Origin of the sequence: Exiguobacterium sp. s7 (assembly GCF_018618195.1) — a bacterium.
In the GTDB taxonomy this organism is placed as follows: Bacteria; Bacillota; Bacilli; order Exiguobacteriales; family Exiguobacteriaceae; genus Exiguobacterium; species Exiguobacterium mexicanum_A.
In genome coordinates this window covers 228010-253167 of the sequence record NZ_JACSLO010000001.1, presented here as the reverse complement: position 1 = coordinate 253167, position 25158 = coordinate 228010, and the positions used below count along the sequence as shown (strand labels likewise).

The following is a 25158-nucleotide window of genomic DNA, read 5'->3' as shown; positions in this document are numbered from 1 at the left end:
TTCTTCCTCCTTAAACGATGCCAATCCGCTCGTGCGGTTGGATAATTTCTGTTACACGGACCCCGAAGTTCTCTTCGATGACGACGACTTCGCCGCGGGCAATCCGTTGTTGGTTCACATAAATATCGACCGGCTCACCGGCAAGTTTATCGAGTTCGATGATCGAGCCTTGCGACAACTCAAGCACTTCGCGGACCGAACGTTTCGTCCGCCCGAGCTCGACCGTCACGCTGAGCGGCACGTCATACAACAGACCGAGGTTCGCTGGAATCGAATCGTTCGTCGCAGGCGCATGCAGTGGCATGAATTCCGCTTGACTGACAGCGACTTCCGGTGCCGACTTCACTTCCTGACGTACAGGTTGTTGGGGAGCCGGTGCGGCCGGTGCTTTTGGTGCTTCTTGCTTCGGGGCGGCCGCAGCAGGTACGACCGGCTGCGGGGATGTGGCCGTCATCAATTCATTGACGAGCTGTTTCCCGAATTGAATCGGTGCGATTTGAACGATTTTTGAGTCGATCAACGTACCGACCTTCAAATTGAACTCGATCAACACCATCGTCTCCCAAAGTTCGAGACGATCGATGATCGTTTGGGTCTTCGTCGCATCGAACACTTCGACGAGCGGCGGTGAAATGTCAATTTTTTTTGAGAACACCGTCGACAAAGATGTCGCCGCTGCCCCCATCATTTGGTTCATCGCTTCTTGCACGGCCGAGAGTCGAATTTCGTCCAACCCTTCCGGATCGACATCGATCCCGTTCCCGCCAAGCATCAAATCCGAGATGATGGCCGCATCCTCACGTGTCAACACGAGGACGTTTTCGCCTTTCAAACCTTCTGTGTAACCGACGCGAAGCGCCACGTGCGGTGTTGGATAACGCTCACGGAGCGCATCGATTGTGACTTCACTGACGATTGGGGTCGTGATTTCTACTTTTTGTTGCAGTAACGTCGATAGTGCCGTCGCCGAGTTACCGAACGAGATATTCCCGATCTCTCCTAAGGCGTCGCTCTCCATCGAGTCAAGATGCTCTTCGGGCTTCGCCTCTGGTTTTGACGAGTCGCTCGTCCCTCGTAATAACGCGTCTATTTCATCTTGTGACAACATCTCACTCATTGCTCTTCCTCCTTCACCCGGTGGAGCACTTGGACGGCCATCCGCTTCCCGCTCACACCGACTTGCCCTTTGAACACTTTATTTTCCCCTACCATGATGGATAATGGGTCTTTCACCAATTGGTCGAGCGTCAAACAATCCCCGACCTCTAAATGTAACAAGTCACCGAACGTGATCGTCGTCTCTCCGAGCAGAGAAACGACCTCAACCGTCGAGTTCATCAATTGGGCTTTGAGCGGTTCCTTGCTGTTGCCGCTCGCATTGCGGCGGTTGGCCTCCTGCATCCAGTAATGGCTCGACAGTTTGGATAACACCGGCTCGATCGTCACGAACGGCAAGCAGACGTTGATCGTGCCGCTCACTTCGCCGATGGTGACACCGATCGAGATAAGGACGACCGTCTCGTTTGGCGAGACGAGTTGAAGAAACTGCGGATTGACCTCGACCGCGGTCATCTCTGACTTAATCTCGGCAATCGACTCCCACGCCTCCCCGTATCCGGCAAACGCTCGTTTATATAACTGGGTCAAGATGCGCATCTCGATTTCTGTGAAGCTCTCGACTTTTTCGATTTCGACCCCTGGACCACCAAGCAGACGGTCGAGCATCGCATATGAGATGTTCGGGTTGACCTCGATGATGAAGCGGCCGTTGAGCGGCGGAGCCTCAATCAAGTTGATCATCGTCATACTTGGGATGGAATGAATGAATTCATCGTACGGGAGCTGCTCGACCGAATTGACCGTGAACTGCACGTACGTCCGGAGCTGAGCCGAAAAGAACGTCGTCAACATGCGCGTGAAATGTTCATGGATTCGGGTCAGACTTCGGATTTGGTCTTTCGAGAAGCGGACCGCCCGTTTAAAGTCATATTGCCGAACCTTCCGCTCTTCTTCTTGATTTAAAAAGGAGTCGGCTTCGACGTCGCCACTGCTTAACGCCGATAGCAAGGCATCAATTTCTTGTTGAGATAAGACTTCTCCCATGATGCCACCTCACTGTATGATTTTCTTCGTCATATAGACTCGCTGGACCTCACCTGACTCCAACAGTCCGTTTAATTGTTTACGGAGCGACTGCTCAAATTTCTGCATGTCTTCCTTCGTCGTCAACTGGGCTTTCGTCATGCCGGCCAAATCACCAAGGATGACGTTATGCACTTGAAACTTGCGAAGTTCGAGATCTTCTTTCGTTTCAGCGGCATCGGTCACGATTGTGAACTGGACGTTGATGAAACGCTCATCTTGAATGTTCGTTGTCATGTCGTCTGTCGTGAAGCTACGTTCGGCCAACTCTTCGGCGGTGACCGGTTTCGTTTTCGCCGTCACGTTGTCTCCGAACAAATATTTATAAGTCATGAATCCGGCCCCGCCCATGACGAGCAGGACGACTAGCAAGATGAGCACCATCTTCATGGCGCCACCTTTTTGTTTTTCTTCACTCATCTTCTTCACCTCGTATGCCTGTCGTTCCAATCAGACCGATCGAGGCATAAAATGCCGTCGTCCGGTCGATGATTTGTTGTTTCGTCTCGCTGACGATATACGTTTTTCCGTTATACAAGTGAATGATCGTATCCGGTTCGGCCTTGACCGTCTCGATGAACAAGGCGTTCAATACGAGTTCTTCACCCCGGAGTGTCGTGACGCGAATCATCAGCGTTTCAAGTTGACGAGTTCTTGGAGGATCTCGTCCGATGTTGTGATGATACGAGTGTTCGCTTGGAAACCACGTTGAGCGACAATCATTTCTGTGAACTCTTCCGACAAGTCGACGTTCGACATCTCGAGCGCGCCCGAGACGAGTTCTCCACGTCCATCTTGTCCAGGGATGCCGATGTTCGGTTCACCTGAGTTTTGCGATTGAATGAAGTTGTTTGCTCCGACTTTCGAGAGTCCGGCATTGTTGGCGAACGTGACGACTTGGATTTGACCGACGACCGTCGATTCCCCGGCATTGTTCACATAGCTGACTTGTCCGTCTTTACCAATCGAGAGTGATTTCGCACCGGCTGGGATGTTGAGGCGGTCACCCGTCGTACTGAGGACGTAGGCTCCATCTCCATTGACGAGGTCGCCCGTGTTATCTGTATAGAAGTTACCGGCCCGCGTGTATTGCGTTTGACCGTTCACATCCAAGGCGAAGAATCCTTCTCCTGAGATCCCGACGTCAAGTGCTCGCCCTGAGTTTTGCATGGCTCCTTGGTTATAGACGTTGTCGACGGTCGCCATCGTGCCCCCGAGACCGACTTCTTTCGGGTTGACCCCGCCGCTGACTCCGTTCGCCGCGGTCGCACTACCGACTTGCTGACTGACGAGGTCCTTGAACGTGACCCGACCTTTTTTATAGCCGAACGTGTTGACGTTGGCGATGTTGTTCCCGACGACGTCAAGCTTGGATTGGAAGTTCTTTAAACCACTGATTCCTGAGTACATTGCTCTTAACATGATGAATCCTCCTATGCTTGTTTGATGGAAGTGATGTTATACACGTTGATGGACGTCCCGTCCTCAAGGTCGGCGACATAGCCGGCTTCGGTCTTCGAAATCGAGAGGACACGACCCGAGCCTTTAATCGTCTCGGTTTCCGTTTCGTTTGTATAAGCGACCGTTTGCCCGATCATATTGCTGAACTCCGAAATCGAAGCCATTTGCCGATCGACAAGGGCCGAATCGAGTTGTTTCGAAATCGTCTGCATCTGTTCGAGAGAAGAGAACTGGGCCATCTGGGAGATGAACTCACGGTCTTCCATCGGTGACATCGGGTCTTGGTTGGCGAGTTGCGCGAGCAACAGCTTCAAGAACATGCTTTGATCATATTGGTTCGTTGCTTTCGGCATCGATTGATCCGGTAACGTATAGTCACTCGTCTTCGGCTGGATGGTCGTCATCTTCTGGTTCTCCTTTCGGTTGTTCCTGCTGTTCCGGTTCCGGCTGGTCGAACTCGTTGAATCCGGATCCTTTCGTCTCGAGCGCCTGTTGGGTCAAGTTGATCTCGACACGGACGTTTTGCGTCAGCGGTTGAAGCGTCTGTTGCAACTGTTGGACCTGTGACTGAAGCAACTGCTTCGCTTCTTGGTTGCTCGCAAACAGTTTGACGACGAGTTCCCCATTTTGACGTTCGAGTTTGACGACGAGCTCGCCTAACTGTTCAGGATAGAGGCGGACCGTGAACACTTTGGATCCGTCGGCTCCGCTCTTGAACGGTGCACGTTGCAAAGCGGCTTCGATTCGAGCCTGCAAATTCTCCGGCAGTGAACCTTTCGAGGCATACATCACCATTTCCGAATCAATTTGCGGTTTCGACCAGGTCATCCCTTTGGGCATCCATTCGGTCTCTTTTACCGAGGGTTGCAATTGCGCAACTTGTGTTTCGGTTTGAGTAAGTCCGGGTATAGATTTAGGGGTCTGTCCGAGCGTCCCTTTAAACTGCGCAACGACTTGTTGGATGATGCGCACGTTCTCTTCCACTTGATCGGTCGGCACGGGTGTAACGAGTGCTTCCGTTTCCTTTTTCGTCAGCGTGAACGAGATTGTCGGCGCCGCCATTTGTCCAGCGAGGAGTGCGGGCGTCACGGCCGATGTCGTCTCAAGAGTTGCCGCTGACTGATCCGGGGCGACTTGATTTAAAATCCCAATATAAGCATCCATAAACTTTCGGTAAGCATCTGCCGGCAGTGATTTCAACCATTGCAGGCTGTCGGGCTGTTGGAGCCATTGCTCCAATCGGTTCGATACATTCTCGAGCGGAAGCGATTCCTCGTCTTCCGTGGCGACCGCCACCTCTGTAGATGGCGTCGAGGTCCCGAGCATCGCCGAGAGTAACTCCAAAAACTGTCCGGTCGGGGTCGCAGCCGCTTCCCCGCCTTTTTGGGTCGTCCCTTGTAGCGATTGGGCGAGTAAGGCGATATTCATCATCACGTCCTCCTTTCCTGTCATTGGAGCAACTGGGTCACGACGGCGGCCTGCTGGGCATCCATCCGTCCTAAAATGTCGGCTTGTTGCTTCGGTGACAATTCTTTCAATAAGTTGGCCACTTGCGGGCTCTCGAGTTCATTCATGATGGCAGCAGCTTGTTTCGCGGACATCTCTTCATAGACGCGAGAGACGTCCGAGGTTTCTTCTTCCGCCGCACTTGCCGTCGCCAATTCCGCGACGAGCCGGTCACGCTCTTTGATCAACTTCGATACTTCCTCTTGGCGCGCCTTCACTTCGTTCGTCAACTCGACATTGTCCGCTCGAAGCTTCTCAATCTCGGCGTTCGCCACTTTCAAACGATTCGCGGTATCCGCGTCGATTCCGGTCACGTTCACGTCCGTCTTCACTTTTTCTTCCGGCTCTTGTTTCGCACCGATCTCTAGAAACGGGACCGATAACAACGGACGGTCCATCGCATAGTTCATGACGACGATCCCTCCAACGAGTAGAAAGATGGCCGGGACAAGAACGAGCGCGACCAGTAGCTGTCTTCCCCGCTTCGAGTTGTCTTTTTCCATCGGTTTACTTCCCTTTCCCGTGATGAATCACTGCCAGCTCATCGATGAAATGTTGCTCGATGAGCTTCGTCGCAGCCACTTCATGTTGACTGACTTTTTCATGCAGCGTTACATATTTCTTTTCCTCAACGACTTTTCCGAGCAAGCGCTCTTGTGACAGATGGTACCGATTGCGCGCCTGCTGGACGACGAGCTGTTGCGTCTCGATTTGACGTTTCAGCCGTTCGCGTGTCTGCTCACGATATTGCGACATGAGCAGGTCGATGACGCCATCCTGTTCATCTTGACTCTTCATAAGCGACTCGTACGTCAACACGAGCCGATAGAGCGCCTCCATCTCCGTCTCGAACCGTGCTTTCTGTTGTCTCATCTCCGTCGCGGACTCTTCTTTCTCATGTTCCGCGATCGGCATGATGCGTTCTAACAATAGTCTGTTCATGGTTCACCTCGCACGATCTTGGCCAAACGTTCGAGCGATTGCTCGAGCGGGGCCTCTTCTTCGATGGATTGCTTTAAAAAAGTCAATAACGCTGGGTATTGCTCGATCGCCGTATCGATTGCCGGGTTCGTCCCTTTTTTATAGGCCCCGATATTGATCAAGTCCTCGGCGTCCAAGTACGTCGCCAACCAGCCGCGGAACGTTTGGGCGGCCTCACGGTGCATCGGCCCCGCAATTTGGTTCATGACACGGCTAATCGACTTTAAGACGTGGATCGCGGGGAACTGGCCACGGTTCGCGAGCGAACGGTCCATGACGAAGTGGCCGTCCAGTATGCCTCGCACCGCGTCTGCGATCGGTTCATTCATATCATCCCCGTCGACAAGGACGGTGTAAAAAGCGGTGATCGAGCCCGTCACAGCGGTACCGCTTCGTTCCAACAGTTGCGGCAACATCGCGAACACGGATGGGGTATACCCTTTTGACGTCGGAGGTTCACCGGTCGCAAGACCGATTTCCCGTTGCGCCATGGCAAAGCGGGTCACCGAGTCCATCATGAGGACGACTTCCTTGCCTTGGTCCCGGAAGTATTCAGCGATGGCCGTCGCCGTATAAGCCCCTTTCAATCGGACGAGAGGCGGTTGGTCGCTCGTCGCCACGATGACGACCGAGCGGGCCATCCCTTCTGGTCCGAGCTCTTTCTCGATGAACTCTTTCACTTCACGGCCACGTTCACCGATTAAAGCGATGACGTTTATGTCGGCCGATGAGCGTTTGGCGATCATCCCGAGCAGAGTCGACTTCCCGACTCCTGAACCCGCGAACAACCCGACCCGTTGCCCTTTACCGACCGTTAACAGACCGTCGATGACGCGGACGCCGGTCGACAAGACATCTAAAATCCGCGGTCGCTCGAGCGGGTTCGGTGGCTTCCGAAGGACATCGTAGCGTTTTCCCGGAGTGACTGCTTCACCGGACAAGGGACGGCCGAGACCATCGAGCACTTGTCCGATCAGTTCGTCACCGACCGGGACTTGGAGCATCCGACCCGTCCCTTTGACCATACAGCCCGGAGCGATTTGGGTCGTCTCCCCGTAAGGCATGAGGAGCACGCGGGCCTCATTGAATCCCACGACTTCCGCCTCGACATGTTGGCCGGACGGGAGTTCGATCAGACAGCGCTCTCCGATAAAAGCGCTCGGCCCCGTCGATTCAATCATCAGTCCGACGACTCGACAGACCCGGCCGACTTTCCGGACGTATTCGTCCTCGGCGGATGCCGTGATCGACTGAAGGGCGTGGTCAATAAGCGCCATCGGCCAAAACCTCCTCGATTTTGGATTGGATGCGTTCAAAGCTGTAAGTCAAATCGAGTTCGTCACCGTGGTGAGGTGTCTCGATCCGGACGCTCGTCTCGCTCAAACCGGCATCCGCCCGATATTTCAAAGGCGGACCGTCTGGTGTCGCCCACTCCGAATCGAAACGTTGAATCGAAGCGAGACGGGTCGGATGGACGTACACCGTCAACGACTCGGCGTCGAGCTGACGGAGCAACTGTTCTCGAATCCGGTCGGCGAACAGCGCCTCATCTTTCCGGACAAGCTCTGTTGTGACGCGGGCGCTGACCTCGAGGGCGAGGGCGACGAGTTGTCGCTCCGCGTCCCGCCACTTCGTATCGAACAGTTGTTCAAGTTCGACGCCGACGGTGTTCAGCCGCGTCGTCAACTCGTCGTACTCCGCCTTGCCTTCCCGCCTGCCGTGGTCAAATCCTGCGTCAAACCCTTCTTGTCGGGCTGACGTCAACACTTCCTCTCTCAGCACCGCGAGTTCCTGTTCCATCGAGGCACGGCGACTCTGAAGCGCTTCTTCGTCTAAACGGAGTTGTTCACGCTTTTGTTCCAACTGCTCATTTTCTTGGTCGTCATGCTCCACCGATACCGGCTCAAGAAACGGTTTCGAGTCGATCCGTTGCGGTTCGAGCGGTGTCGCATAATAGCGTTTAATCACGTTAGACAACGATGTCATCTCCTCCGCCGCGGCTGATCACGATCTCTCCGACGTCTTCTAAGCGACGGATGATGCCGACGATACGGCTTTGCGCTTCTTCGACGTCACGCAACCGGACAGGCCCCATGAATTCCATGTCTTCTTTGAACGTTTCGACCATTCGCTGTGACATGTTTTTGAAGATGATCTGTTTGACTTCTTCGGACGAGACTTTGAGGGCAAGCAGTAGGTCGTCGTTTGCCACTTCGCGGATGATTCGTTGAATCGCACGTGAATCGAGCGTGACGATATCTTCGAAGACGAACATCCGTTTTTTGATTTCCTCGGCCAGTTCCGGGTCTTCAATTTCAAGCGCATCGAGGATGGTGCGCTCGGTTGTACGATCGACCCCGTTGAGCACTTCGACGACCGCTTCGATGCCGCCAGACTGGGCGTAGTCTTGCATATCGGTCTGGGACAAGTTTTTCTCGAGAATCTGTTCAATCTCGTGAATGACGTCCGGATTGAGTCGATCCATCGTCGCGATCCGCTTGGCGACTTCCGATTGAATCTCAGGCGGGAGTTCCGATAGGATTTGTCCCGACTTGACCGGTTCGAGATGCGCCAAGATCAAGGCGATCGTCTGCGGATGCTCGTTCTGGATGAAGTTGAGCAACTGCTTCGGGTCGGCCTTACGGGCAAACTCGAACGGTCGAACTTGGAGCGTCGATGTGAGCCTATGGATGAGGGCCATCGCTTTCTCTTCTCCGACCGCTTTCTCGAGCACCGTTTTCGCAAACCCGATCCCGCCTTGCGTGATATAACTTTGTGCCATGGCGAGTTCGTGGAACTCGCCCATGATCGCTTCTTTTTGTTCGGACGATACTTTCTTCAAGGCCGAGATTTGTAACGTCAACTGCTCCATCTCTTCTTCCGACAGATGTTTGTAGACGTTCGCAGCCACCTCAGGTCCAAGCGAGATCATGAGCATGGCCGCTTTTTCCCGGTTCGCTTGTTTTGCGTAATTCACAGTACTCACTCCTCAGACATCCAAGTACGGAGAAGTTTGGCGAACTCTTCAGGATTGCTCTCTGCCAATTTCTCCAACTGTTTCTTCTTGACGGCCCCTTCGCCTCGTTCTTCAAGGTCAAGGTCCGGTACTTCGTCTTCATATGGGACTTCCCATTCGTTCGATTCGGCAATCGGTTCACGTTTGCGTTTACGCATCGCGAAGAACAAGAGCGCGAGCAAGACGACGGCCCCTGCTGCTGCCGCATACATCCACCACTGGGTAGGTTGTTCGACCGCAGACGCTTCTTCCGTCTCAGCGAATGGACGCGATACGACGACGACTTTCTGTTCAAGTTCCGCCTCTGTGAGCGCCTCGCCGGTCTTGGCGAGTGACGTCCGGATAATCGAGTACATCATCGTCTCGAGGTCACCTTCGAGTTGTGGGTCAATCGTCGTCGCCCCGTTCGGCGGTTCGACGATCAATTGAACACCGAGATCACGGATCGAGTACGGTGCGTTTTGAATCTGTTTCGTGATGCGGTTGACTTCATAATTGATGATTTCATGATTCTTTTCGCTCTCTTCTTCCCCGGTGCCGGTGGCGGCCGGGAAATTGACCGTGTCATTCTCGGCCGTGCCCGCCGCGGTCGCCGCGCCGGTACCGCCGGTGTACGCTTCGGCGATTCGTTCGGCCGATGTGACGATCCCTTCCATGCTGTCCTCGTTGACAGGTGTCACGAGGTTCTGCTCTTCTGCCGCTTGCGTCGTGTCGATATCGGCCGTAACCGAGACGAGGACGCTCCGCTCTCCTAAGAGGACGGAAAGCATCTGTTGAATCTGTTGACGGACATCTTTCTCAACTTGACGCTTCAAGACGAGCGGATCGGTGGATGATCCTCCTGCCGTCGTCGTTTGGTCCAAATCGTAATACGTAAAATATTGGTCCATGACCGAGATGTTTTCTGGTTTCAAGTTCGGTACGCTCTTACTAATCAAATGGTAGAGCCCTTTGACCGTCGCCGGTTCAAGATTCGTACCTGCTCCTAAATTTAAGACAATCGACGCCGTCGGCTCGCCCTGGTCTTCCGCCAAGAAGACCGATTTCTCAGGAATCGAGATGATGACTTTCGCTTGGTTGATCCCTTCGATCTGTGTGATCAACCGCTCGAGCTCGGTCTGCATCGCACTCCGTTCGATGACGGCCATCTCGCGGTCGGTCGTTCCGAAACCGGCATTTTCACTGAAGAAACTGTAGTCGATTGCGCCTGACTTCGGGATGCCCGCTGCCGCGAGGCTGACTTTCAATTGATCGACCTGTTCGCTCGGTACGTATACACTCACGCCGTTCGATGTCGCTTTAATTTCGGCTTTCACACCGTCAGCCGTCAGCTTCTCCGTCACCTCGCCCGCTTCTTGGGCGGACAGGTTCGTATAAAGCGGAGCCATGTTCGGGCGCGACAGCCAGACGGTCAAGACCACCGCGACGAGAAGTACGCCGGCGATGACGAGGCCCCAAAAGATTTTACGGTTCGTCTTCATCGTTTGAAGGGAACCGGTCAGTGAACCGAATCGTTCTTTTAACTTTTCATTCATCGCAACTCGTCATCCTCTACATTAAACTTGCATTCGCATCATTTCTTGATAGGCCTCGACCGCTTTGTTTCGCACCTCAATGGCGAGTTGCATCGCAATCGACGACTCTTCACTTTGAATCATGACTTGATGTAAATCTGCTTTGCCGACAGCAAGGTCGGCCCGGGCTGAACTCGTCGCTTGTTGGACATCGTTCAACGAGCGCATCGCCTCGTTCAAATACGTACCGAACTGAGACGGTGTCTCTTTTACCGTCGGCGTGACGGTCGGTTGTGTACCGATCAACTGTATCGGGTTAATTTGCATCGTTTGTCACTCCTTATCCTTTACCGATTTCCATCGCTTTGACGAGCATCGCTTTCGTGGCGTTCATTGCAGCAATGTTTGCCTCGTATGACCGGGTGGCCCCCATCAAATCGACCATTTCTTTCAACAAGTCGACGTTCGGCATTTGAACGTAGCCGCGGTCATCCGAATCTGGATGGCTCGGGTCATAGACGAGCTTGTACGGGCTTTCATCTTCCACGATTTGTGATACTTCGACGCCGCCGCTGACGGCGGACAACTGTTGTCGAAACGGTGCTTCCTGCAAGACGGTCATTTTCCGCGTATACGGTTGCCACTCTCCGTCGACGAGTTTGCCTCGTGTCGTCTGGGCGTTCGCGATGTTTGCGGATACCGTGTCCATCCGAAGCCGCTGTGACGTCAATGCCGTCGCCGAGATATGAAAACTATCAAACATCCCCATCGTTAACGTCCTCCTCTAATGACGGTCTTGAGTCCGCCGAGCCGGCGGTTCAATTGTTCCATCATCGCTTCGTATTGAAGTTGGTTCCGGGCCAACTCGCTCATTTCATAGTCGAGGTCGACGTTGTTCCCGTCACTTCGCATCGCTCCTCCGGCCCGGTCCGTGATCGTCGTTGCCGCTCGTTCGCTCGGACGTCCACCCGCTAATTTGAGACGCATCTCGTTGTTCAACGTCTGTTCGAACACGGCTTGTTTCGCCCGGAAGTTCGGGGTATCGATATTTGACAGGTTATGGCTGATGACCTTCTGATTTACGACCGAATGATTGATCGCTTGCTTCATTAATTGATAGTCGGTGCCGATCCAATTCATGCGTTTCACTCACTTTCACCAAAAGAATGCATGTATATACCTTATTTGGAAAATCTACTATTACATTGAAACAAATCTGTAACAGTGTTGAAAGATATTTTTGTTAAAACAGGTAAATGCTATCTTCTGTTTTTGTCGAATTTACGACGAATTCTGAAAATAATTACTTTTGCACTAAAAAAAGTCGCCCCCGACGTATCGGAAGCGACTTTATAAGTCGAAAGTCCTAATTCAATAGACTTTCCTATAATTCATATACTGAATTGTCTTTATTTCAATTCGATTTCAACTTTTGTAATTCGAACAAGAAGTTGTCATTTAGTATCTTAATATACGTTCCTTTCATACCAAGCGAACGTGATTCGATGACGCCTGCGCTTTCCAATTTGCGGAGCGCATTGACGATGACCGAACGTGTGATTCCCACTCTATCGGCAATTTTGGAAGCAACTAACAGCCCTTCGTTTCCACCGAGCTCCTCGAAGATATGTTCGATCGCTTCGAGCTCTGAATAAGAGAGCGAGTTGATCGCCATTTGAACGACCGCCTTCTTACGGGCCGACGCCTCGGCTTCAGCCGCTTTCTCACGCAGAATCTCCATTCCGACGACCGTCGCGCTATATTCTGCCAAGACGAGGTCGTCTTCCGTGAACTCATTGTTGAGACGACCGAGTACGAGTGTCCCGAGACGTTCGCCGCCTCCGATGATTGGGACGATCGTCGTCATCGAGTCGAGGAACAGTTCACGGTTCTCGACCGGGAAGGCTGTATATTCACTGTCGATGCCGATGTTTTCTGTCGTCTCCTTCACGTTGAACAAGTTCGAGGCATAAGGCTCCGGGAATTGGCGGTCGACTAAAAACGCCTTCATCCGTTCGTTCTCGATCTGTTGTTTGATCGCGAAACCGAGCAAGCGGCCGCGACGGCTCACGATGAACGTATTCGCTTCGAGTACTTCGCGCATTTTGTCCGCCATTTCTTTAAAATCAACGTGTGCGCTTGCCTCTTGTTGAAGCATCGTGTTCAATTGGCGTGTTTTGTCTAGTAAGTTCATAATTCTTATTTTCCTCCCTGTATGTGCATACAGAATCTTATAGTATAAATTGGCTCAAGTCTCGATCTTCCGCGATCGATCCGACTTTTTCTTTCACATAAGCCGGTGTGATTTGAACGTGTGTCTGCGGCATATCGGCCGCCTCGAACGACAAGTCCTCAAGCACGCGCTCCATGATCGTGTACAAGCGGCGGGCACCGATGTCGTCCGTCTCTCGGTTGACGTGCGTGGCGATACGAGCAATCTCTTCGATGGCCGAATGCGTGAACTCGACACTGATCTCCTCAGACTCGAGAAGAGCGGTGTACTGCTTGATGAGTGCCTGGGACGGCTCGGTCAAGATCTTGACGAAGTCTTCTTCGGTCAAGCTGCCCAATTCGACGCGAATCGGGAACCGACCTTGAAGTTCAGGAATCAAATCGGACGGTTTGGCCATATGGAATGCGCCGGCGGCGATAAACAGCACGTGGTCCGTCTTGACCGGGCCATACTTCGTCACGACGGTCGACCCTTCGACGATTGGGAGAATGTCACGTTGGACCCCTTCCCGCGAGACACCGGCGTGATCTTGCGACTTCGTCGCAATCTTGTCGATCTCATCGACGAAGATGATCCCCATCTGTTCACTGCGGCGGACGGCCTCGTCATGAACCTCGTTCATGTCGAGCAAGTTCTCCGCTTCTTCAGCGATGATGAGCGGTCGTGCTTCACGGACTGGCAGTTTGCGCTTTTTCCGTTTTTTCGGCACGATTTGACCGAGCATGTCTTGGAGATTCGATAACCCTTCCATGCCTTGTCCTTGGAACAAGTCGACGGTCTGTTTTTCTTCGAGGTTGACCTCAATCAACCGTTCTTCGAGCTCACCGAGTTCAAGCAAGCGGCGCAGTTGCGCGCGATCGGATGACTGTGTGCTCGTCGGTTCCTCGGTCTTTTGACCTTGACCCCCGAACAGCGCCTCAAACGGATTGGATGCGGTCGGTTCGACCTTGGCTTTCCCTTGCAGGGCGTCGAGGATGCGTTCGATCGCTGCGACCTCGGCTTGTTCTTTCACGCCCTCTTTCTTCTCTTCCTTCACGAGACGGACCGAATCTTCGACGAGGTCCCGGACCATCGACTCGACGTCACGGCCGACATAACCGACTTCCGTGAACTTCGTCGCTTCGACTTTGACGAACGGTGCGCCGACGAGTTTGGCTAACCGTCGCGCAATCTCCGTTTTCCCGACACCGGTCGGTCCGATCATCAAGATATTCTTCGGTGTCACTTCATCGCGCAAGTCGGCGCTCAGTTTTTGACGCCGATAGCGATTGCGGAGCGCGATCGCGACCGCGCGCTTCGCATCTTTCTGTCCGATGACGAAGCGGTCTAACTCCGCTACGATTTGGCGGGGTGTCAGTTCACGTTTCATTCAGAATCGCCTCCGATCGTTTCTACGATGACTTGGTCGTTCGTGTAGACGCACAGCTCCCCGGCAATCTCGAGAGCGGCACGGGCTATGTCTTCTGCTGTTTTCTCCGGCGAATGCCGCACGAGGGCACGTCCGGCGGCGAGGGCGTAGTTTCCGCCCGAACCGATGGCCAAGATGCCGTCGTCCGGTTCAATCACTTCCCCGTTCCCAGACACGAGCAATAAGTGATCGCTGTCCATGACGATCAACAACGCCTCAAGTTGGCGGAGCATCTTATCCCCACGCCACTCCTTGGCCAGCTCGACGGCCGCACGCGGCAAGTTTCCGTTATACATCTCAAGTTTCGATTCAAACTTTTCGAAAAGGGTGAACGCGTCGGCGACGCTGCCGGCGAATCCGGCGACGACTTTGCCGCCATAAAGACGTCGTACTTTTTTGGCCTTGTTTTTCATGATGACGGCGTTCCCGAACGTGACTTGTCCGTCTCCGCTCATCGCGCCGTGTCCGTTATGGTGGACCGCGAAAATCGTGGTTGCATGAAACATCTGATGACCTCCTACTTTCTCGGATGTGTAGCTTGATAGACCGCTCGCAGACGCTCGGTCGAGACGTGGGTATAACGTCCGGTCGTGGAGAGCGACTCGTGTCCGAGCAGTTCCTGGACGGCGCGAAGGTCCGCCCCGCGCTCGAGCAGGTCCGTCGCAAAACTGTGACGGAGTGAGTGTGGCGTCAACGGCTTGTGAAGGCCTCCCAGCTTCCGGAGTCGCTTCATGACGTAGCGAATTTGGTCCGTTGTCACCCGATTCCCTTTTTGACTGAGAAATAATGCCGTTTCCTGAGTCGTCGCGCACGTTTGCCGCATGTCTAAGTAACGGTCGAGCGCCTCGATGGCGAACTGCCCGATTGGGATGTAACGTTCTTTCTTCCCTTTCCCGACGACATGGACGAACGCGAGGCCCGCATCGTAGGACGACACGTCCATGCCGCACAACTCGGCGACACGCATGCCTGTCCCGTACAACATCTCGACGATCGCGACATCACGTGCCCGTAGGAATGGGTCGTCTTGCCCTTCGGCTGCCTTCAAAAGCTGTTCGACCTCGCTCGGCACGGCGAACGTCGGTAACGACTTTCGCCGTTTCGGTGACGTCAAACCATGAAACAACGGTTCACCGCCCGTTTCACGTGCCACAAATTTCCCGAATTGTTTGAGACACGATACTTTTTGGGCGACCGTCGTCGTGGCGGTGTCTGCCTCATAAAGAGCATATAAATAACGCCGCGCCGACTGCACATCATAAGGATCTTGATGTGTCGATTGGCAATAAACGGCGTACTGGTCGAGCGTCTGCTCGTAAGAGCGTTTTGTATGAGGAGACAGTCGGCGTTCGACTTGGCAATAGCGCAAAAACGATTGTTGATCGTCAACGAATCTCATCCTCTCGCCTCCTCGTTTTCAGCTTAAAAACGCATGTTCCCGTCAAATCGAAATTAGCATAGCATACACAGTCAGAGGTGACAATAGATACCTCTTCAATAATCTGAAAATTTTCAAAGTGTTGTACAAATTACACAATTGAAATTTAGATTCATCAAAAAGGAGCCAAAAAATGGCTCCTTTCCCTTAAATCTCTTTATACTGTTGAATCGTTTCGAGGGCACGGTTCGCGTAGCGCTCGTAACGTTCTTGTTTCTTCATCTTCTTCGGAGCGTCTTCAAGCGACGGCACGAGACCGAAGTTCGCGTTCATCGGTTGGAAGTGTTTCCCGTCCGTTGTCGTGATGTAGTGCGCCATCGAACCGAGCATCGTCTCACGCGGGAGAACGACGAGCTCTTCCCCAGCGATCAGCTTCGCCGCGTTGATCCCGGCGAGGAGACCGGAGGCCGCCGACTCGACATACCCTTCGACACCGGTCATCTGGCCGGCAAAGAACAACGTGTCGCGTGTGCGGGCCTGATACGTCGGTTTCAAGAGGCTCGGTGAGTTGATGAACGTGTTCCGGTGCATGACACCGTAACGCACGATCTCGGCGTTCTCAAGACCTGGAATCAATTGAATGATTCGTTTCTGTTCGCCCCACTTCAGGTGCGTCTGGAAACCGACCAAGTTGAAGAGCGTCCCGGCCGAGTTATCTTGCCGCAATTGCACGACCGCATGCGGACGTTTGCCCGTCTTCGGATCTTCGAGGCCGACCGGCTTCATCGGTCCGAACAAGAGCGTCTTCTTGCCGCGTTGGGCGAGTACTTCAAACGGCATGCAGCCTTCGAAGTAAATCTCTTTCTCGAACTCTTTGAGCGGGACGACTTCGGCTTTGACGAGTTCGTCATAGAACAAGTCGAACTCCTCTTCCGTCATCGGACAGTTGAGATAGGCCGCTTCGCCCTTATCGTAACGTGACTTCAAGTAAACCTTGTCCCGGTCGATCGTCTCGCCGTCCAAGATTGGAGCAGCTGCGTCGTAGAAGTATAAATAGTCTTCACCAGTGAACGCTTTGAGCGAAGCCGAAAGATCAGGCGATGTGAGCGGCCCGGTCGCCATGATGACGATCCCGTCCGGAATCGCCGTGATCTCTTCGTTGTGCACGGTCACGTTCGGATGGTTTTTCAACGTGTCGGTCACGAATCCTGCGAAGTCGTGACGGTCGACGGCGAGAGCGCCGCCGGCCGGTACGCTCGCCGTATCCGCCGCTTTCAAGATGAGCGAGTCGAGCGTACGCATCTCTTCCTTCAAGACACCGACCGCATTTTGGAGCCCATTCGCCCGGAGCGAGTTCGAGCAGACCAATTCCGCGAATTGGTCCGTATGGTGTGCCGGCGTCTTTCGCACCGGTCTCATTTCATACAAATCGACTTGAATCCCGCGCTTCGCGAGTTGCCAAGCCGCCTCGGAGCCGGCGAGGCCCGCTCCGATTACAGTTACACGTTGCTGCAAAGTTAATCCTCCTCTAACTGATGTACCTCGGCATGGGTACAGTTCGTACATTGATATTTCACGCCGTCTTTGATTTTTTTCTCGACCATCATCTTACCACATTCCGGACACGGTTTCGCGACCGGTTTGTCCCATGAGACGAACTCACAGTCTGGATAGTTCGAGCAGCCGTAGAATAGACGACCTTTTTTACTGCGTCGTTCGACGACTTGTCCGTCTTTGCAGCTCGGACATGGGACGCCGATCTCGACTTGTACCGGTTTCGTGTTCGTACAGTTCGGGAAGTTCGAGCACGCCATAAATTTACCGTAGCGGCCCATTTTGATGACCATCGGCGCACCGCATACTTCACAGTCGATGCCAGCCGGTTCATCTTTCACTTCGATCTTCTCGATCTCGGCCTCAGCCCGTTTCAAGCGTTTCTCGAAACTGCGATAGATTGGGGCAACGACGTCGGTCCATTGGACTTCCTCGTTCTCGATCGAGTCGAGGAGCGTCTCCATGTCGGCCGTGAACTGTACGGTGATGAAATCGTTGAAATACTCGTCAATCATCTCGATGACAAGTTCACCGAGCTCCGTCGGGACGAACTTCTTCTCTTCGAGGACGACGTAACCACGTTTTTGAATCGTGTCGAGCGTCGGCGCATATGTCGACGGACGACCAATCCCGAGCTCTTCCATCGCCCGGACGAGCCGTGCCTCGCTATAGCGCGGCGGCGGTTGGGTGAAGTGCTGTTTCGGCTCGATCGTGTCGAACTTGACGAGGTCGCCGACTTCGAGCGGTGGGAGCAACCCTTCTTTTTCTGGATTCGTATCTTCGATATCATCATCTTTCGATTCGATATACACTTTCATGAAACCTGGGAATTTGACGGTCGACCCGTTGGCACGGAAAATCATGCCGTTCGATTCGACGTCGATTTTTACCGTGTCGAGAATAGCCGGCGCCATTTGGCTCGCCACGAGACGTTCCCAAATCAACTTGTACAGTCGGAGCTGATCGCGTGACAGGTATGCTTTGACCGAGGCCGGGTCACGTAACGCCGACGTCGGACGAATCGCTTCGTGGGCATCCTGGGCGTTTGCCGCCTTCTTCTCTTTTTGTTTCTGCAATGCGACATACTCTTCACCGAACGTGGACTCGATATACGATTTCGCTTCTTCTTTCGCCAAATCTGAGATCCGTGTCGAATCGGTACGCATATACGTGATCAAACCGACGGTACCTTCTTTCTTACCGAGGTCGATCCCTTCGTAAAGCTGTTGCGCGAGCATCATCGTTTTCTTGGCACGGAAGTTGAGCTTACGGGCCGCATCCTGTTGGAGCGAACTTGTCGTAAACGGGAGCGAGGCGTTCCGCTTCCGCTCTTTCTTCGTGACATCGATGACTTTGAACGAGTCGTCGATCGCGTTGAGCACCGCGTCGGCGTCTGCCTCGCTCTTGAGCTCCAGTTTCTTCCCGTCTTTCCCATAAAACGATGTCTCGAACAATTCGCCTTCATGGTTGAGCATGAGTTTGATCGTCCAATACTCTTCTGGGTCGAAGGCGTTGATCTCCCGCTCCCGGTCGATGATCATTTTGACGGCCACTGATTGGACACGTCCGGCCGATAAGCCTTTTTTGACTTTCTTCCATAATAATGGGCTCATCCCGTATCCGACGAGACGATCCAAAATTCGCCGCGCTTGTTGGGCGTCGACGAGATCGTGATTGATTTTACGTGGGTGCTTGAATGACTCCTTGATCGCATCTTTCGTGATCTCGTTAAAGACGACCCGACATTCTGTCGTTTCGTCGACACCGAGGGCACGCGCTAGATGCCAGGCGATCGCTTCCCCTTCGCGATCCGGGTCAGCCGCGAGAAAGATTTTCGTCGCTTTTTTGGCTGCCGTCTTCAATTCTTTCAGAACTGGGCCTTTTCCACGAATCGTAATGTACTTCGGTTCAAAGTCATGTTCCACGTCGACACCGAGTTGACTTTTCGGTAAATCGATGACGTGACCCATTGACGCTTTGACCGTGTAATTCGATCCTAAATAACGTTTAATTGTCTTTGCTTTCGCCGGTGATTCGACGATCACCAAATATTTTGCCATACATCTGCTCCCCTTTTAGAGGTCGTTTTAAATCCCTACCATAATATTCATGTTGTCGCTCGTTTGTCAACGTCCAATCCTTGAACGCATTAGAATTTGGTCGGAAGTCGTCAATGGAATCGCCCCGTCCTCAATCAATCGATTCGGACCTGCCGCGAGCGGATCAAGCGGGCTTCCAGGTACCGCAAACACCGTCTTTCCTTGCTCGAGCGCATGTCCGACCGTATTCATCGTCCCGCTCTTCTGACGGGCTTGAATGACGACGAGCTGATCGCCGAGTCCGCTGACGAGACGATTACGTTCTAAAAATTGAAATTTTTTGACAGGTGTTTCCGGTGGATATTCGGTGAGGAGTAACCCGTGTCTCGAAATTCGTTCGAACAGTGGCGCATGCGCTTGAGGATACATGTGTGAAAAGCCCGCTCCGAGGACAGCGATCGTCGGACGGTTATGCTGGAGTGCCAACTCATGGACGAGACCATCGATGCCGAGCGCACCGCCCGATACCGAGACAGTTTCTTCTATTAAAGGGTAGAAATGCTCGACGAGACGATGGCTGATGCGATTCAATTCACGGCTTCCGACCAAAGCAGTCGTTTGTTGTTGTAGTACCTCTAAATCGCCTCGGTAAAACAAACAATACGGAGGGTTCGGAATGTCGAGCAACGCGCGCGGGAACGCGTCGTCTTCCCACGTCAAAAAACGGTCGTACGTGACCGTTGAACGAAGCGCCCGTTTTGCTTTGTTCCAGACGTTCGGATGGAAGGGACGAGTGCTCGAACCCGGATGCGATAAGTAATGATGGACGAACTCGACCGGCAGCCGTTCAGCCGCGAATCGAGCGATTGTTTGATTCATCACAATCACCTCTAAAAAAATGAGGGATGGCGCGCATCCCTCATTTCCGAATGGTTTACGTGGTCGGTTGACCCGTCACGCAAGCTTCATACAATCCTTCTTGCTTCAACACCCGGATGAGCGTCTCTCCGATGACGGCAGGCGTCTCGGCGACTTCGATTCCGTTGGCGTTCAACGTCTTGATTTTCTCGGCGGCCGTTCCTTTTCCGCCTGAGATGATGGCGCCCGCATGGCCCATCCGTTTCCCTTCAGGAGCGGTTTGACCACCGATGAAGCCGATGACTGGCTTCGTCATGTTCGCCTTCACCCATTCGGCGGCTTCTTCTTCAGCCGTTCCACCGATTTCACCGATCATGATGACCGCTTTCGTGTCCTCATCTTCGTTGAACGCTTGGAGCGTATCGATGAAGTTCGTCCCGTTGACCGGGTCTCCACCGATTCCGACCGCTGTCGATTGTCCAATCCCGGCCGTCGTCAACTGATGGACCGCCTCGTACGTGAGCGTCCCTGAACGCGAGACGATACCGACGTGGCCTTTCGTATGGATATAGCCTGGCATGATGCCAAGTTTTGCTTCCCCTGGCGTGATGATTCCCGGGCAGTTCGGTCCGATGAGACGGGCCGGTTTGTCCTCGAGGTAACGTTTCACTTGAATCATGTCGATGACCGGGATGCCTTCTGTGATACAGATGATCAGTTCAATCCCGCTATCGGCCGCTTCCATGATTGAATCGGCTGCGAAGGCCGGTGGTACGTAGATGATCGATGCGTTCGCGCCCGTTGCTTCGACGGCCTCTGACACCGTGTTGAAGACTGGTACGCCGTCAAGTACGGTCGTGCCACCTTTTCCAGGTGTCACGCCTCCGACCAATTTTGTGTTATAAGCCAGCATCTGTTCGCCGTGGAACAGACCTTGTTTCCCCGTGATCCCTTGAATGATCACTTTTGTATCTTGATTCGCCCAAATACTCATGTCGTTTCCCCCTTATCGAACGAGTGCCGCGATTTTTTCTGCACCGTCAGCCATCGAGCTCGCCGAAGTGATCGCAAGTCCAGATTCATCGAGAATGCGTCGTCCCGCATCCACGTTCGTGCCTTCTAAACGGACGACGAGTGGTAAATCGAGACCGATTTCTTTCGTCGCCGCGACGATACCTTCAGCGATGATGTCACATTTCATGATGCCACCGAAGATGTTGACGAAAATGCCTTTGACTTGGTCGTCTGACAAAATCAATTTGAACGCTTCCGTTACTTTTTCTTTCGTCGCACCGCCACCTACATCGAGGAAGTTAGCGGGTTCGGCGCCGTAGTGCTTGATGATATCCATCGTCGCCATAGCGAGACCGGCTCCGTTGACGAGGCAACCGATATTTCCATCGAGCGCGATATAGCTGAGGTCGTGTTTCGACGCCTCGACTTCACGCGGGTCTTCTTCCGTCGTGTCACGAAGATCGACGATGTCTGTATGACGATAGAGCGCGTTGCTGTCGAAGTTGAGCTTCGCATCGAGGGCGATGACGTTTCCGTCTTTCGTCGTGACGAGCGGGTTGATCTCTGCGATCGTACAATCCGTCTCGACATACACTTTGTACAGTTTCATGACCATGTCACTGAACTTGTTGACGAGCTTGGTCGGCACTTCCATCTTGAAGGCAAGACGGCGCGCTTGGAACGGACGGAGTCCGACGACCGGGTCGACGACTTCTTTATGAATTTTTTCTGGCGTATGTTCAGCGACTTCTTCGATGTCCATACCGCCTTCTGATGAACCCATGATGACAATTCGGCCGATCGAACGGTCAAGCACAAGTCCTAAGTAAAATTCTTGATCAATCGCAGATCCTTCTTCGATGTAAAGGCGTTGCACGACTTTTCCTTCAGGTCCAGTCTGGTGCGTGACGAGCGTCTTGCCGAGAATCTCTGACGCATACTGTTTGACTTCCTCATCCGTCTTCGCAAGTTTGACACCGCCGGCTTTCCCGCGGCCCCCTGCGTGGATCTGGGCTTTGACAACTTTTAGTTCACCGTCTAGCTTGGCAGCGGCTGTAACTGCTTCTTCAACACTAAACGCCGGATAGCCCGTAGGTACGGCCACTCCGAACGCACGAAGCAATTCTTTCGCCTGATACTCATGGATATTCATTTCGTTTCCCCCTTAGTCCCCTTTAATATCGGCACGTCTATTGTAACGAAAAACTGAAAGCGCTGTCTATCGTTCTTGCTTTAAGTTTTCATCTTTTTTTCACATCTACCCCTAGACATCTTCGATTTTTCCTTGTTCCATCTGATAAAGAAACACGAAAAGCTCGGCGATGACCTGATAAAGGTCGTCCGGGATATGCTCCTCAATCTGTAAAGCGGACAATAGTGACAATAGCGCCGGGTCCTCATGGATCGGAACCCCGTTCTCCTGCGCGAGCGCGAGCATGCGCTCGGCGACGAGTCCGCCCCCTTTGGCGACGACACGCGGGGAATCCATCGATTGCTCGTAGGACAAGGCGATCGCTTGCTTACGGTCCGTCATATGCGTTGGTCCACCTTTCCGAGCGGGGCGAACGTGTCTGGCACGGATTCCCGCTTTTCTTCGAACGAGAAGCGTGACAGTTCATAGCCGCTCGCTTCAAGCGCCTTGCTGAGCGACGGCTCATAAGCGTTGACGAACGGGCTCAAATTGTGCCGTTCATTGAACACTTTGATCGTGACGTGTCGCTTTTGGACAAGCAGATCGATACCCGTCTCTCCAAACTTCGGTGTCTCCAAAAATAGGACGATGCGTGCGTGGTCGGCGTCAATCATCTCGCCCTTCGGCGCCTCGAGGCGGAAGCGGATTTGTTCAAACGGTCCTAATTGCGGTATGTGAAATGCTTGAGCGACGTATGGCGGCGTCTGAAGGGCATTGAACGTCTCCTGAGCCCGGACGAACTGCTCGAACTTCGGGTCCCCTTTCGCTTTGAACAATTCGCCGATGAGTTGCTTCACATCCGACCCGGCTCCGCTCTCGAGCAGTTGACGCCCTTGCGCCTGAAGTGATTCAGGCGTGTCGAGCGGCTGACGGGCGAGCCGTCCGAGTTCCGAACTTAAAAGGGCGAGCGGGGACCGTGCGGCTTGCGCAAGGGCTTCTGCTTGTTGCGGCACGACTTTCAAGACGAGTTTCGGTTCGAGCTCGGTGACGACCATCTTGTACGTGACATTCTCTTTGACGTCAGCGTTCACCCCGACCCGGAACAAGCCTTGCGGCAGTTGCATGACCGCCTCGCCTCCCGGCAGCAGCTGGAGCACCCGACCGACGACCGTATTGCCGATGAGCAATTGCCGCGAATTCTGTTCCGTGACCTTGAACGGCATGACGCCTTGATGATCGATCCGCATGATGACCCCTCCTACATATGTTTAATCGGCGCGAACGATTTTCGGTGGATTGGCGTGATCCCATGTTCCGCTAGTCCGGCCAAGTGCGCTTTCGTCCCGTAACCGGCGTTCTGTTCGAAACCGTAGCCGGGATAGAGGACGGCGTAGTCTTCCATCATGTTGTCACGGACGACTTTGGCGACGACGCTCGCCGCCGCGATTGATACGCTCCGGGCGTCGCCTTTGATGAGCGATTGTTGCGGGACGTCGAGCTCGAGCGTCATCGCGTCAATCAAGAGCGCATCGACTTCACCGAGTTGCCGGACCGCCTCCATCATCGCGAGTTTCGTCGCCTCGTAAATGTTGACGCGGTCAATCACGTCGGCGTCGACGATGCCGACGCCGACCATGGCCTCGTCCATGAGGGCCCGATACGCGACTTCACGTGCTGATGGCGACATCAGTTTCGAGTCGTTCAAGCCCGGATGATAAAATCCTTCCGGCAAGATGACGGCCGCGGCGACGACCGGACCGGCGAGCGGTCCTCGACCGACCTCATCGACGCCACCGATGCGGACATAACCGTTTGCCTTCAACTCGTCCTCGAACACGCTCCGGGCCGCATAATCGTCCTGGCGCTCACGTTCGACCTTGAACTGGCGCTCACGCTGCCTGAGCAACGTCTGGACGCCTGCGCGCGGGTCATCCTTCAGTTCGGCCCGGACTGCTTCCCACTCTTCATATCGGACCGTCTGTAGCCGTTGTTTAATCGCTTGAATCGTCATGCTGTTCCTCCTATTCAAAAAAGCCCTGTTTGCACAGGACTTCACGCCATGTCATGGTCGGCCGGTGTCTCAAGAGAGACCCGTCCGATTTTCTCATGACGTAGTTCGTTCAATAGTAATTCGCTCGCCTTCTCGAAATCGACGTAGCCGCCGCTGACGAGTCCACGTTTCTTCCCGATCAATTCGAGCAGTTCGACGGCGTCTTCCGGCAGTTGATCGATTTTGAATCGCTCTTTCACCTGTACCGGATAGCGGGCCGATAGCTCACGGGCCGCATAGAGCGCGATATCATCAAGGTTCAAAATATCGTCCTTGATGGCACCGGTCGCCGCCAAGCGATAACCGACCATCTGGTCCTCGAACTTCGGCCACAGAATACCCGGCGTATCGAGCAATTCCATCTCGCCGCCCTTCATCTTGATCCATTGCTGACGCTTCGTGACACCCGGACGGTCGCCAGTGACAGCGATATTGCGTCCAGCGAGGCGGTTGATGAGCGTCGATTTCCCGACGTTCGGGATACCGATGATGAGCGCGCGGATCGGACCGGGATTCCGGCCTTTCTCACGCATGCGGTCATGCTTTTCTTGCATGAGCTTCTCGGCGCCCGACATGAGCTGCTTCAAGCCTTTGCTATGTTTCGCGTCGACGGCGACGACCTCGACGTCGTCACGCTTCAAGGCGCGGAGCCAGGCGTCGGTGACGACGGGATCGGCCATATCCGCTTTATTCAAGACGATGAGACGCGGTTTGCCTTCTGTGATCTCATCGACCATCGGGTTACGGCTCGATTGTGGGACGCGTGCATCGACGAGTTCGATGACGACATCGATGAGCTTTAACTTTTCTGTTACTTGTCTTCGTGCCTTGGCCATGTGGCCAGGGAACCATTGAATTGCCAAAAAAACACC

Annotated in this window: 29 protein-coding genes; all 29 read right to left on the bottom strand. The window is 53.7% G+C overall.

From position 1 onward, the window contains the following. Nucleotides 1–10: 10 nt before the first annotated feature. Complete coding sequence (fliY, locus tag KNP79_RS01310) at nt 11–1117, bottom strand: flagellar motor switch phosphatase FliY (RefSeq protein ID WP_034777215.1); 1107 nt, start codon at nt 1115–1117, stop codon at nt 11–13. Continuing rightward, nucleotides 1114–2103: a flagellar motor switch protein FliM gene (gene fliM, locus KNP79_RS01305; protein ID WP_034777213.1), complete on the bottom strand. Its 990-nt coding sequence runs from the start codon at nt 2101–2103 to the stop codon at nt 1114–1116. The genes fliY and fliM overlap by 4 nt, the downstream gene beginning before the upstream one ends. A gap of 9 nt (nt 2104–2112) precedes the next feature. Then, the gene (locus tag KNP79_RS01300; RefSeq protein WP_034777211.1) at nt 2113–2562 is read right to left on the bottom strand and encodes a flagellar basal body-associated FliL family protein; all 450 of its coding nucleotides are present in this window, start codon (nt 2560–2562) and stop codon (nt 2113–2115) included. Further along, a complete protein-coding gene (locus KNP79_RS01295) occupies nt 2555–2773 on the bottom strand; it encodes a flagellar FlbD family protein (RefSeq protein WP_034777209.1) in 219 nt (72 codons plus the stop codon). The genes KNP79_RS01300 and KNP79_RS01295 overlap by 8 nt, the downstream gene beginning before the upstream one ends. Then, a complete protein-coding gene (gene flgG, locus KNP79_RS01290; protein ID WP_138859600.1) occupies nt 2773–3564 on the bottom strand; it encodes a flagellar basal body rod protein FlgG in 792 nt (263 codons plus the stop codon). Before flgG ends, KNP79_RS01295 begins: the two co-directional genes overlap by 1 nt. An 11-nt stretch (nt 3565–3575) precedes the next feature. Further along, the gene (locus KNP79_RS01285) at nt 3576–4007 is read right to left on the bottom strand and encodes a flagellar hook capping FlgD N-terminal domain-containing protein (RefSeq protein ID WP_215190900.1); all 432 of its coding nucleotides are present in this window, start codon (nt 4005–4007) and stop codon (nt 3576–3578) included. Next, a complete protein-coding gene (locus KNP79_RS01280; RefSeq protein ID WP_251128429.1) occupies nt 3979–5031 on the bottom strand; it encodes a flagellar hook-length control protein FliK in 1053 nt (350 codons plus the stop codon). The genes KNP79_RS01285 and KNP79_RS01280 overlap by 29 nt, the downstream gene beginning before the upstream one ends. Nucleotides 5032–5051: 20 nt before the next feature. After that, nucleotides 5052–5612 (bottom strand): MotE family protein, encoded by a 561-nt coding sequence (locus KNP79_RS01275; RefSeq protein ID WP_138859603.1) that lies wholly within the window; start codon nt 5610–5612, stop codon nt 5052–5054. A 4-nt stretch (nt 5613–5616) separates the two neighbouring features. Further along, nucleotides 5617–6051: a flagellar FliJ family protein gene (locus KNP79_RS01270; protein WP_034777199.1), complete on the bottom strand. Its 435-nt coding sequence runs from the start codon at nt 6049–6051 to the stop codon at nt 5617–5619. Beyond that, a complete protein-coding gene (gene fliI / locus KNP79_RS01265; RefSeq protein WP_215190899.1) occupies nt 6048–7367 on the bottom strand; it encodes a flagellar protein export ATPase FliI in 1320 nt (439 codons plus the stop codon). The genes KNP79_RS01270 and fliI overlap by 4 nt, the downstream gene beginning before the upstream one ends. Continuing rightward, the gene (locus KNP79_RS01260; RefSeq protein WP_215190898.1) at nt 7354–8076 is read right to left on the bottom strand and encodes a FliH/SctL family protein; all 723 of its coding nucleotides are present in this window, start codon (nt 8074–8076) and stop codon (nt 7354–7356) included. Before KNP79_RS01260 ends, fliI begins: the two co-directional genes overlap by 14 nt. Then, entirely contained in the window at nt 8060–9067 is a 1008-nt protein-coding gene (fliG, locus tag KNP79_RS01255; RefSeq protein ID WP_034777193.1) for a flagellar motor switch protein FliG, read from the bottom strand. Before fliG ends, KNP79_RS01260 begins: the two co-directional genes overlap by 17 nt. Nucleotides 9068–9072: 5 nt before the next feature. Next, nucleotides 9073–10641 (bottom strand): flagellar basal-body MS-ring/collar protein FliF, encoded by a 1569-nt coding sequence (gene fliF / locus KNP79_RS01250; protein ID WP_215190897.1) that lies wholly within the window; start codon nt 10639–10641, stop codon nt 9073–9075. A 21-nt stretch (nt 10642–10662) separates the two neighbouring features. Next, entirely contained in the window at nt 10663–10947 is a 285-nt protein-coding gene (fliE, locus tag KNP79_RS01245) for a flagellar hook-basal body complex protein FliE (protein WP_034777189.1), read from the bottom strand. 13 nt (nt 10948–10960) lie between these two features. Further along, nucleotides 10961–11389, bottom strand: a complete 429-nt coding sequence (flgC, locus tag KNP79_RS01240; RefSeq protein WP_034777187.1) for a flagellar basal body rod protein FlgC — start codon at nt 11387–11389, stop codon at nt 10961–10963. Between the two features lie 2 nt (nt 11390–11391). Continuing rightward, nucleotides 11392–11760: a flagellar basal body rod protein FlgB gene (gene flgB, locus KNP79_RS01235; protein ID WP_034777185.1), complete on the bottom strand. Its 369-nt coding sequence runs from the start codon at nt 11758–11760 to the stop codon at nt 11392–11394. A 274-nt stretch (nt 11761–12034) separates the two neighbouring features. Next, nucleotides 12035–12814, bottom strand: a complete 780-nt coding sequence (codY, locus tag KNP79_RS01230) for a GTP-sensing pleiotropic transcriptional regulator CodY (RefSeq protein WP_016508279.1) — start codon at nt 12812–12814, stop codon at nt 12035–12037. A gap of 37 nt (nt 12815–12851) precedes the next feature. After that, nucleotides 12852–14222, bottom strand: coding sequence for an ATP-dependent protease ATPase subunit HslU (gene hslU / locus KNP79_RS01225; protein ID WP_034777183.1), 1371 nt, complete (start codon nt 14220–14222; stop codon nt 12852–12854). After that, nucleotides 14219–14767: an ATP-dependent protease subunit HslV gene (gene hslV, locus KNP79_RS01220; RefSeq protein ID WP_034777181.1), complete on the bottom strand. Its 549-nt coding sequence runs from the start codon at nt 14765–14767 to the stop codon at nt 14219–14221. The genes hslU and hslV overlap by 4 nt, the downstream gene beginning before the upstream one ends. A gap of 11 nt (nt 14768–14778) precedes the next feature. Next, nucleotides 14779–15660, bottom strand: a complete 882-nt coding sequence (locus tag KNP79_RS01215; RefSeq protein ID WP_052090099.1) for a tyrosine-type recombinase/integrase — start codon at nt 15658–15660, stop codon at nt 14779–14781. A gap of 186 nt (nt 15661–15846) precedes the next feature. Continuing rightward, entirely contained in the window at nt 15847–17205 is a 1359-nt protein-coding gene (trmFO, locus tag KNP79_RS01210; RefSeq protein WP_052090098.1) for an FADH(2)-oxidizing methylenetetrahydrofolate--tRNA-(uracil(54)-C(5))-methyltransferase TrmFO, read from the bottom strand. Beyond that, nucleotides 17157–19253 carry a type I DNA topoisomerase gene (gene topA / locus KNP79_RS01205; RefSeq protein ID WP_215190896.1) on the bottom strand — a complete coding sequence of 699 codons (2097 nt, stop codon included), beginning with the start codon at nt 19251–19253 and terminating at the stop codon, nt 17157–17159. Before topA ends, trmFO begins: the two co-directional genes overlap by 49 nt. Before the next feature lie 66 nt (nt 19254–19319). Next, complete coding sequence (gene dprA / locus KNP79_RS01200; RefSeq protein WP_214707451.1) at nt 19320–20111, bottom strand: DNA-processing protein DprA; 792 nt, start codon at nt 20109–20111, stop codon at nt 19320–19322. Between the two features lie 55 nt (nt 20112–20166). Beyond that, the gene (gene sucD, locus KNP79_RS01195; protein WP_034777173.1) at nt 20167–21084 is read right to left on the bottom strand and encodes a succinate--CoA ligase subunit alpha; all 918 of its coding nucleotides are present in this window, start codon (nt 21082–21084) and stop codon (nt 20167–20169) included. A 12-nt stretch (nt 21085–21096) separates the two neighbouring features. After that, the gene (sucC, locus tag KNP79_RS01190) at nt 21097–22257 is read right to left on the bottom strand and encodes an ADP-forming succinate--CoA ligase subunit beta (protein WP_034777171.1); all 1161 of its coding nucleotides are present in this window, start codon (nt 22255–22257) and stop codon (nt 21097–21099) included. Between the two features lie 111 nt (nt 22258–22368). Continuing rightward, nucleotides 22369–22638 carry an EscU/YscU/HrcU family type III secretion system export apparatus switch protein gene (locus tag KNP79_RS01185; RefSeq protein WP_034777170.1) on the bottom strand — a complete coding sequence of 90 codons (270 nt, stop codon included), beginning with the start codon at nt 22636–22638 and terminating at the stop codon, nt 22369–22371. After that, nucleotides 22635–23483 (bottom strand): hypothetical protein, encoded by an 849-nt coding sequence (locus KNP79_RS01180; RefSeq protein WP_215190895.1) that lies wholly within the window; start codon nt 23481–23483, stop codon nt 22635–22637. The genes KNP79_RS01185 and KNP79_RS01180 overlap by 4 nt, the downstream gene beginning before the upstream one ends. Nucleotides 23484–23494: 11 nt before the next feature. Next, on the bottom strand, nt 23495–24247 hold the full coding sequence (locus KNP79_RS01175; RefSeq protein WP_214752702.1) for a ribonuclease HII: 753 nt from the start codon (nt 24245–24247) through the stop codon (nt 23495–23497). A gap of 41 nt (nt 24248–24288) precedes the next feature. Beyond that, on the bottom strand, nt 24289–25149 hold the full coding sequence (gene ylqF / locus KNP79_RS01170) for a ribosome biogenesis GTPase YlqF (protein WP_214823247.1): 861 nt from the start codon (nt 25147–25149) through the stop codon (nt 24289–24291). Nucleotides 25150–25158 lie beyond the last annotated feature (9 nt).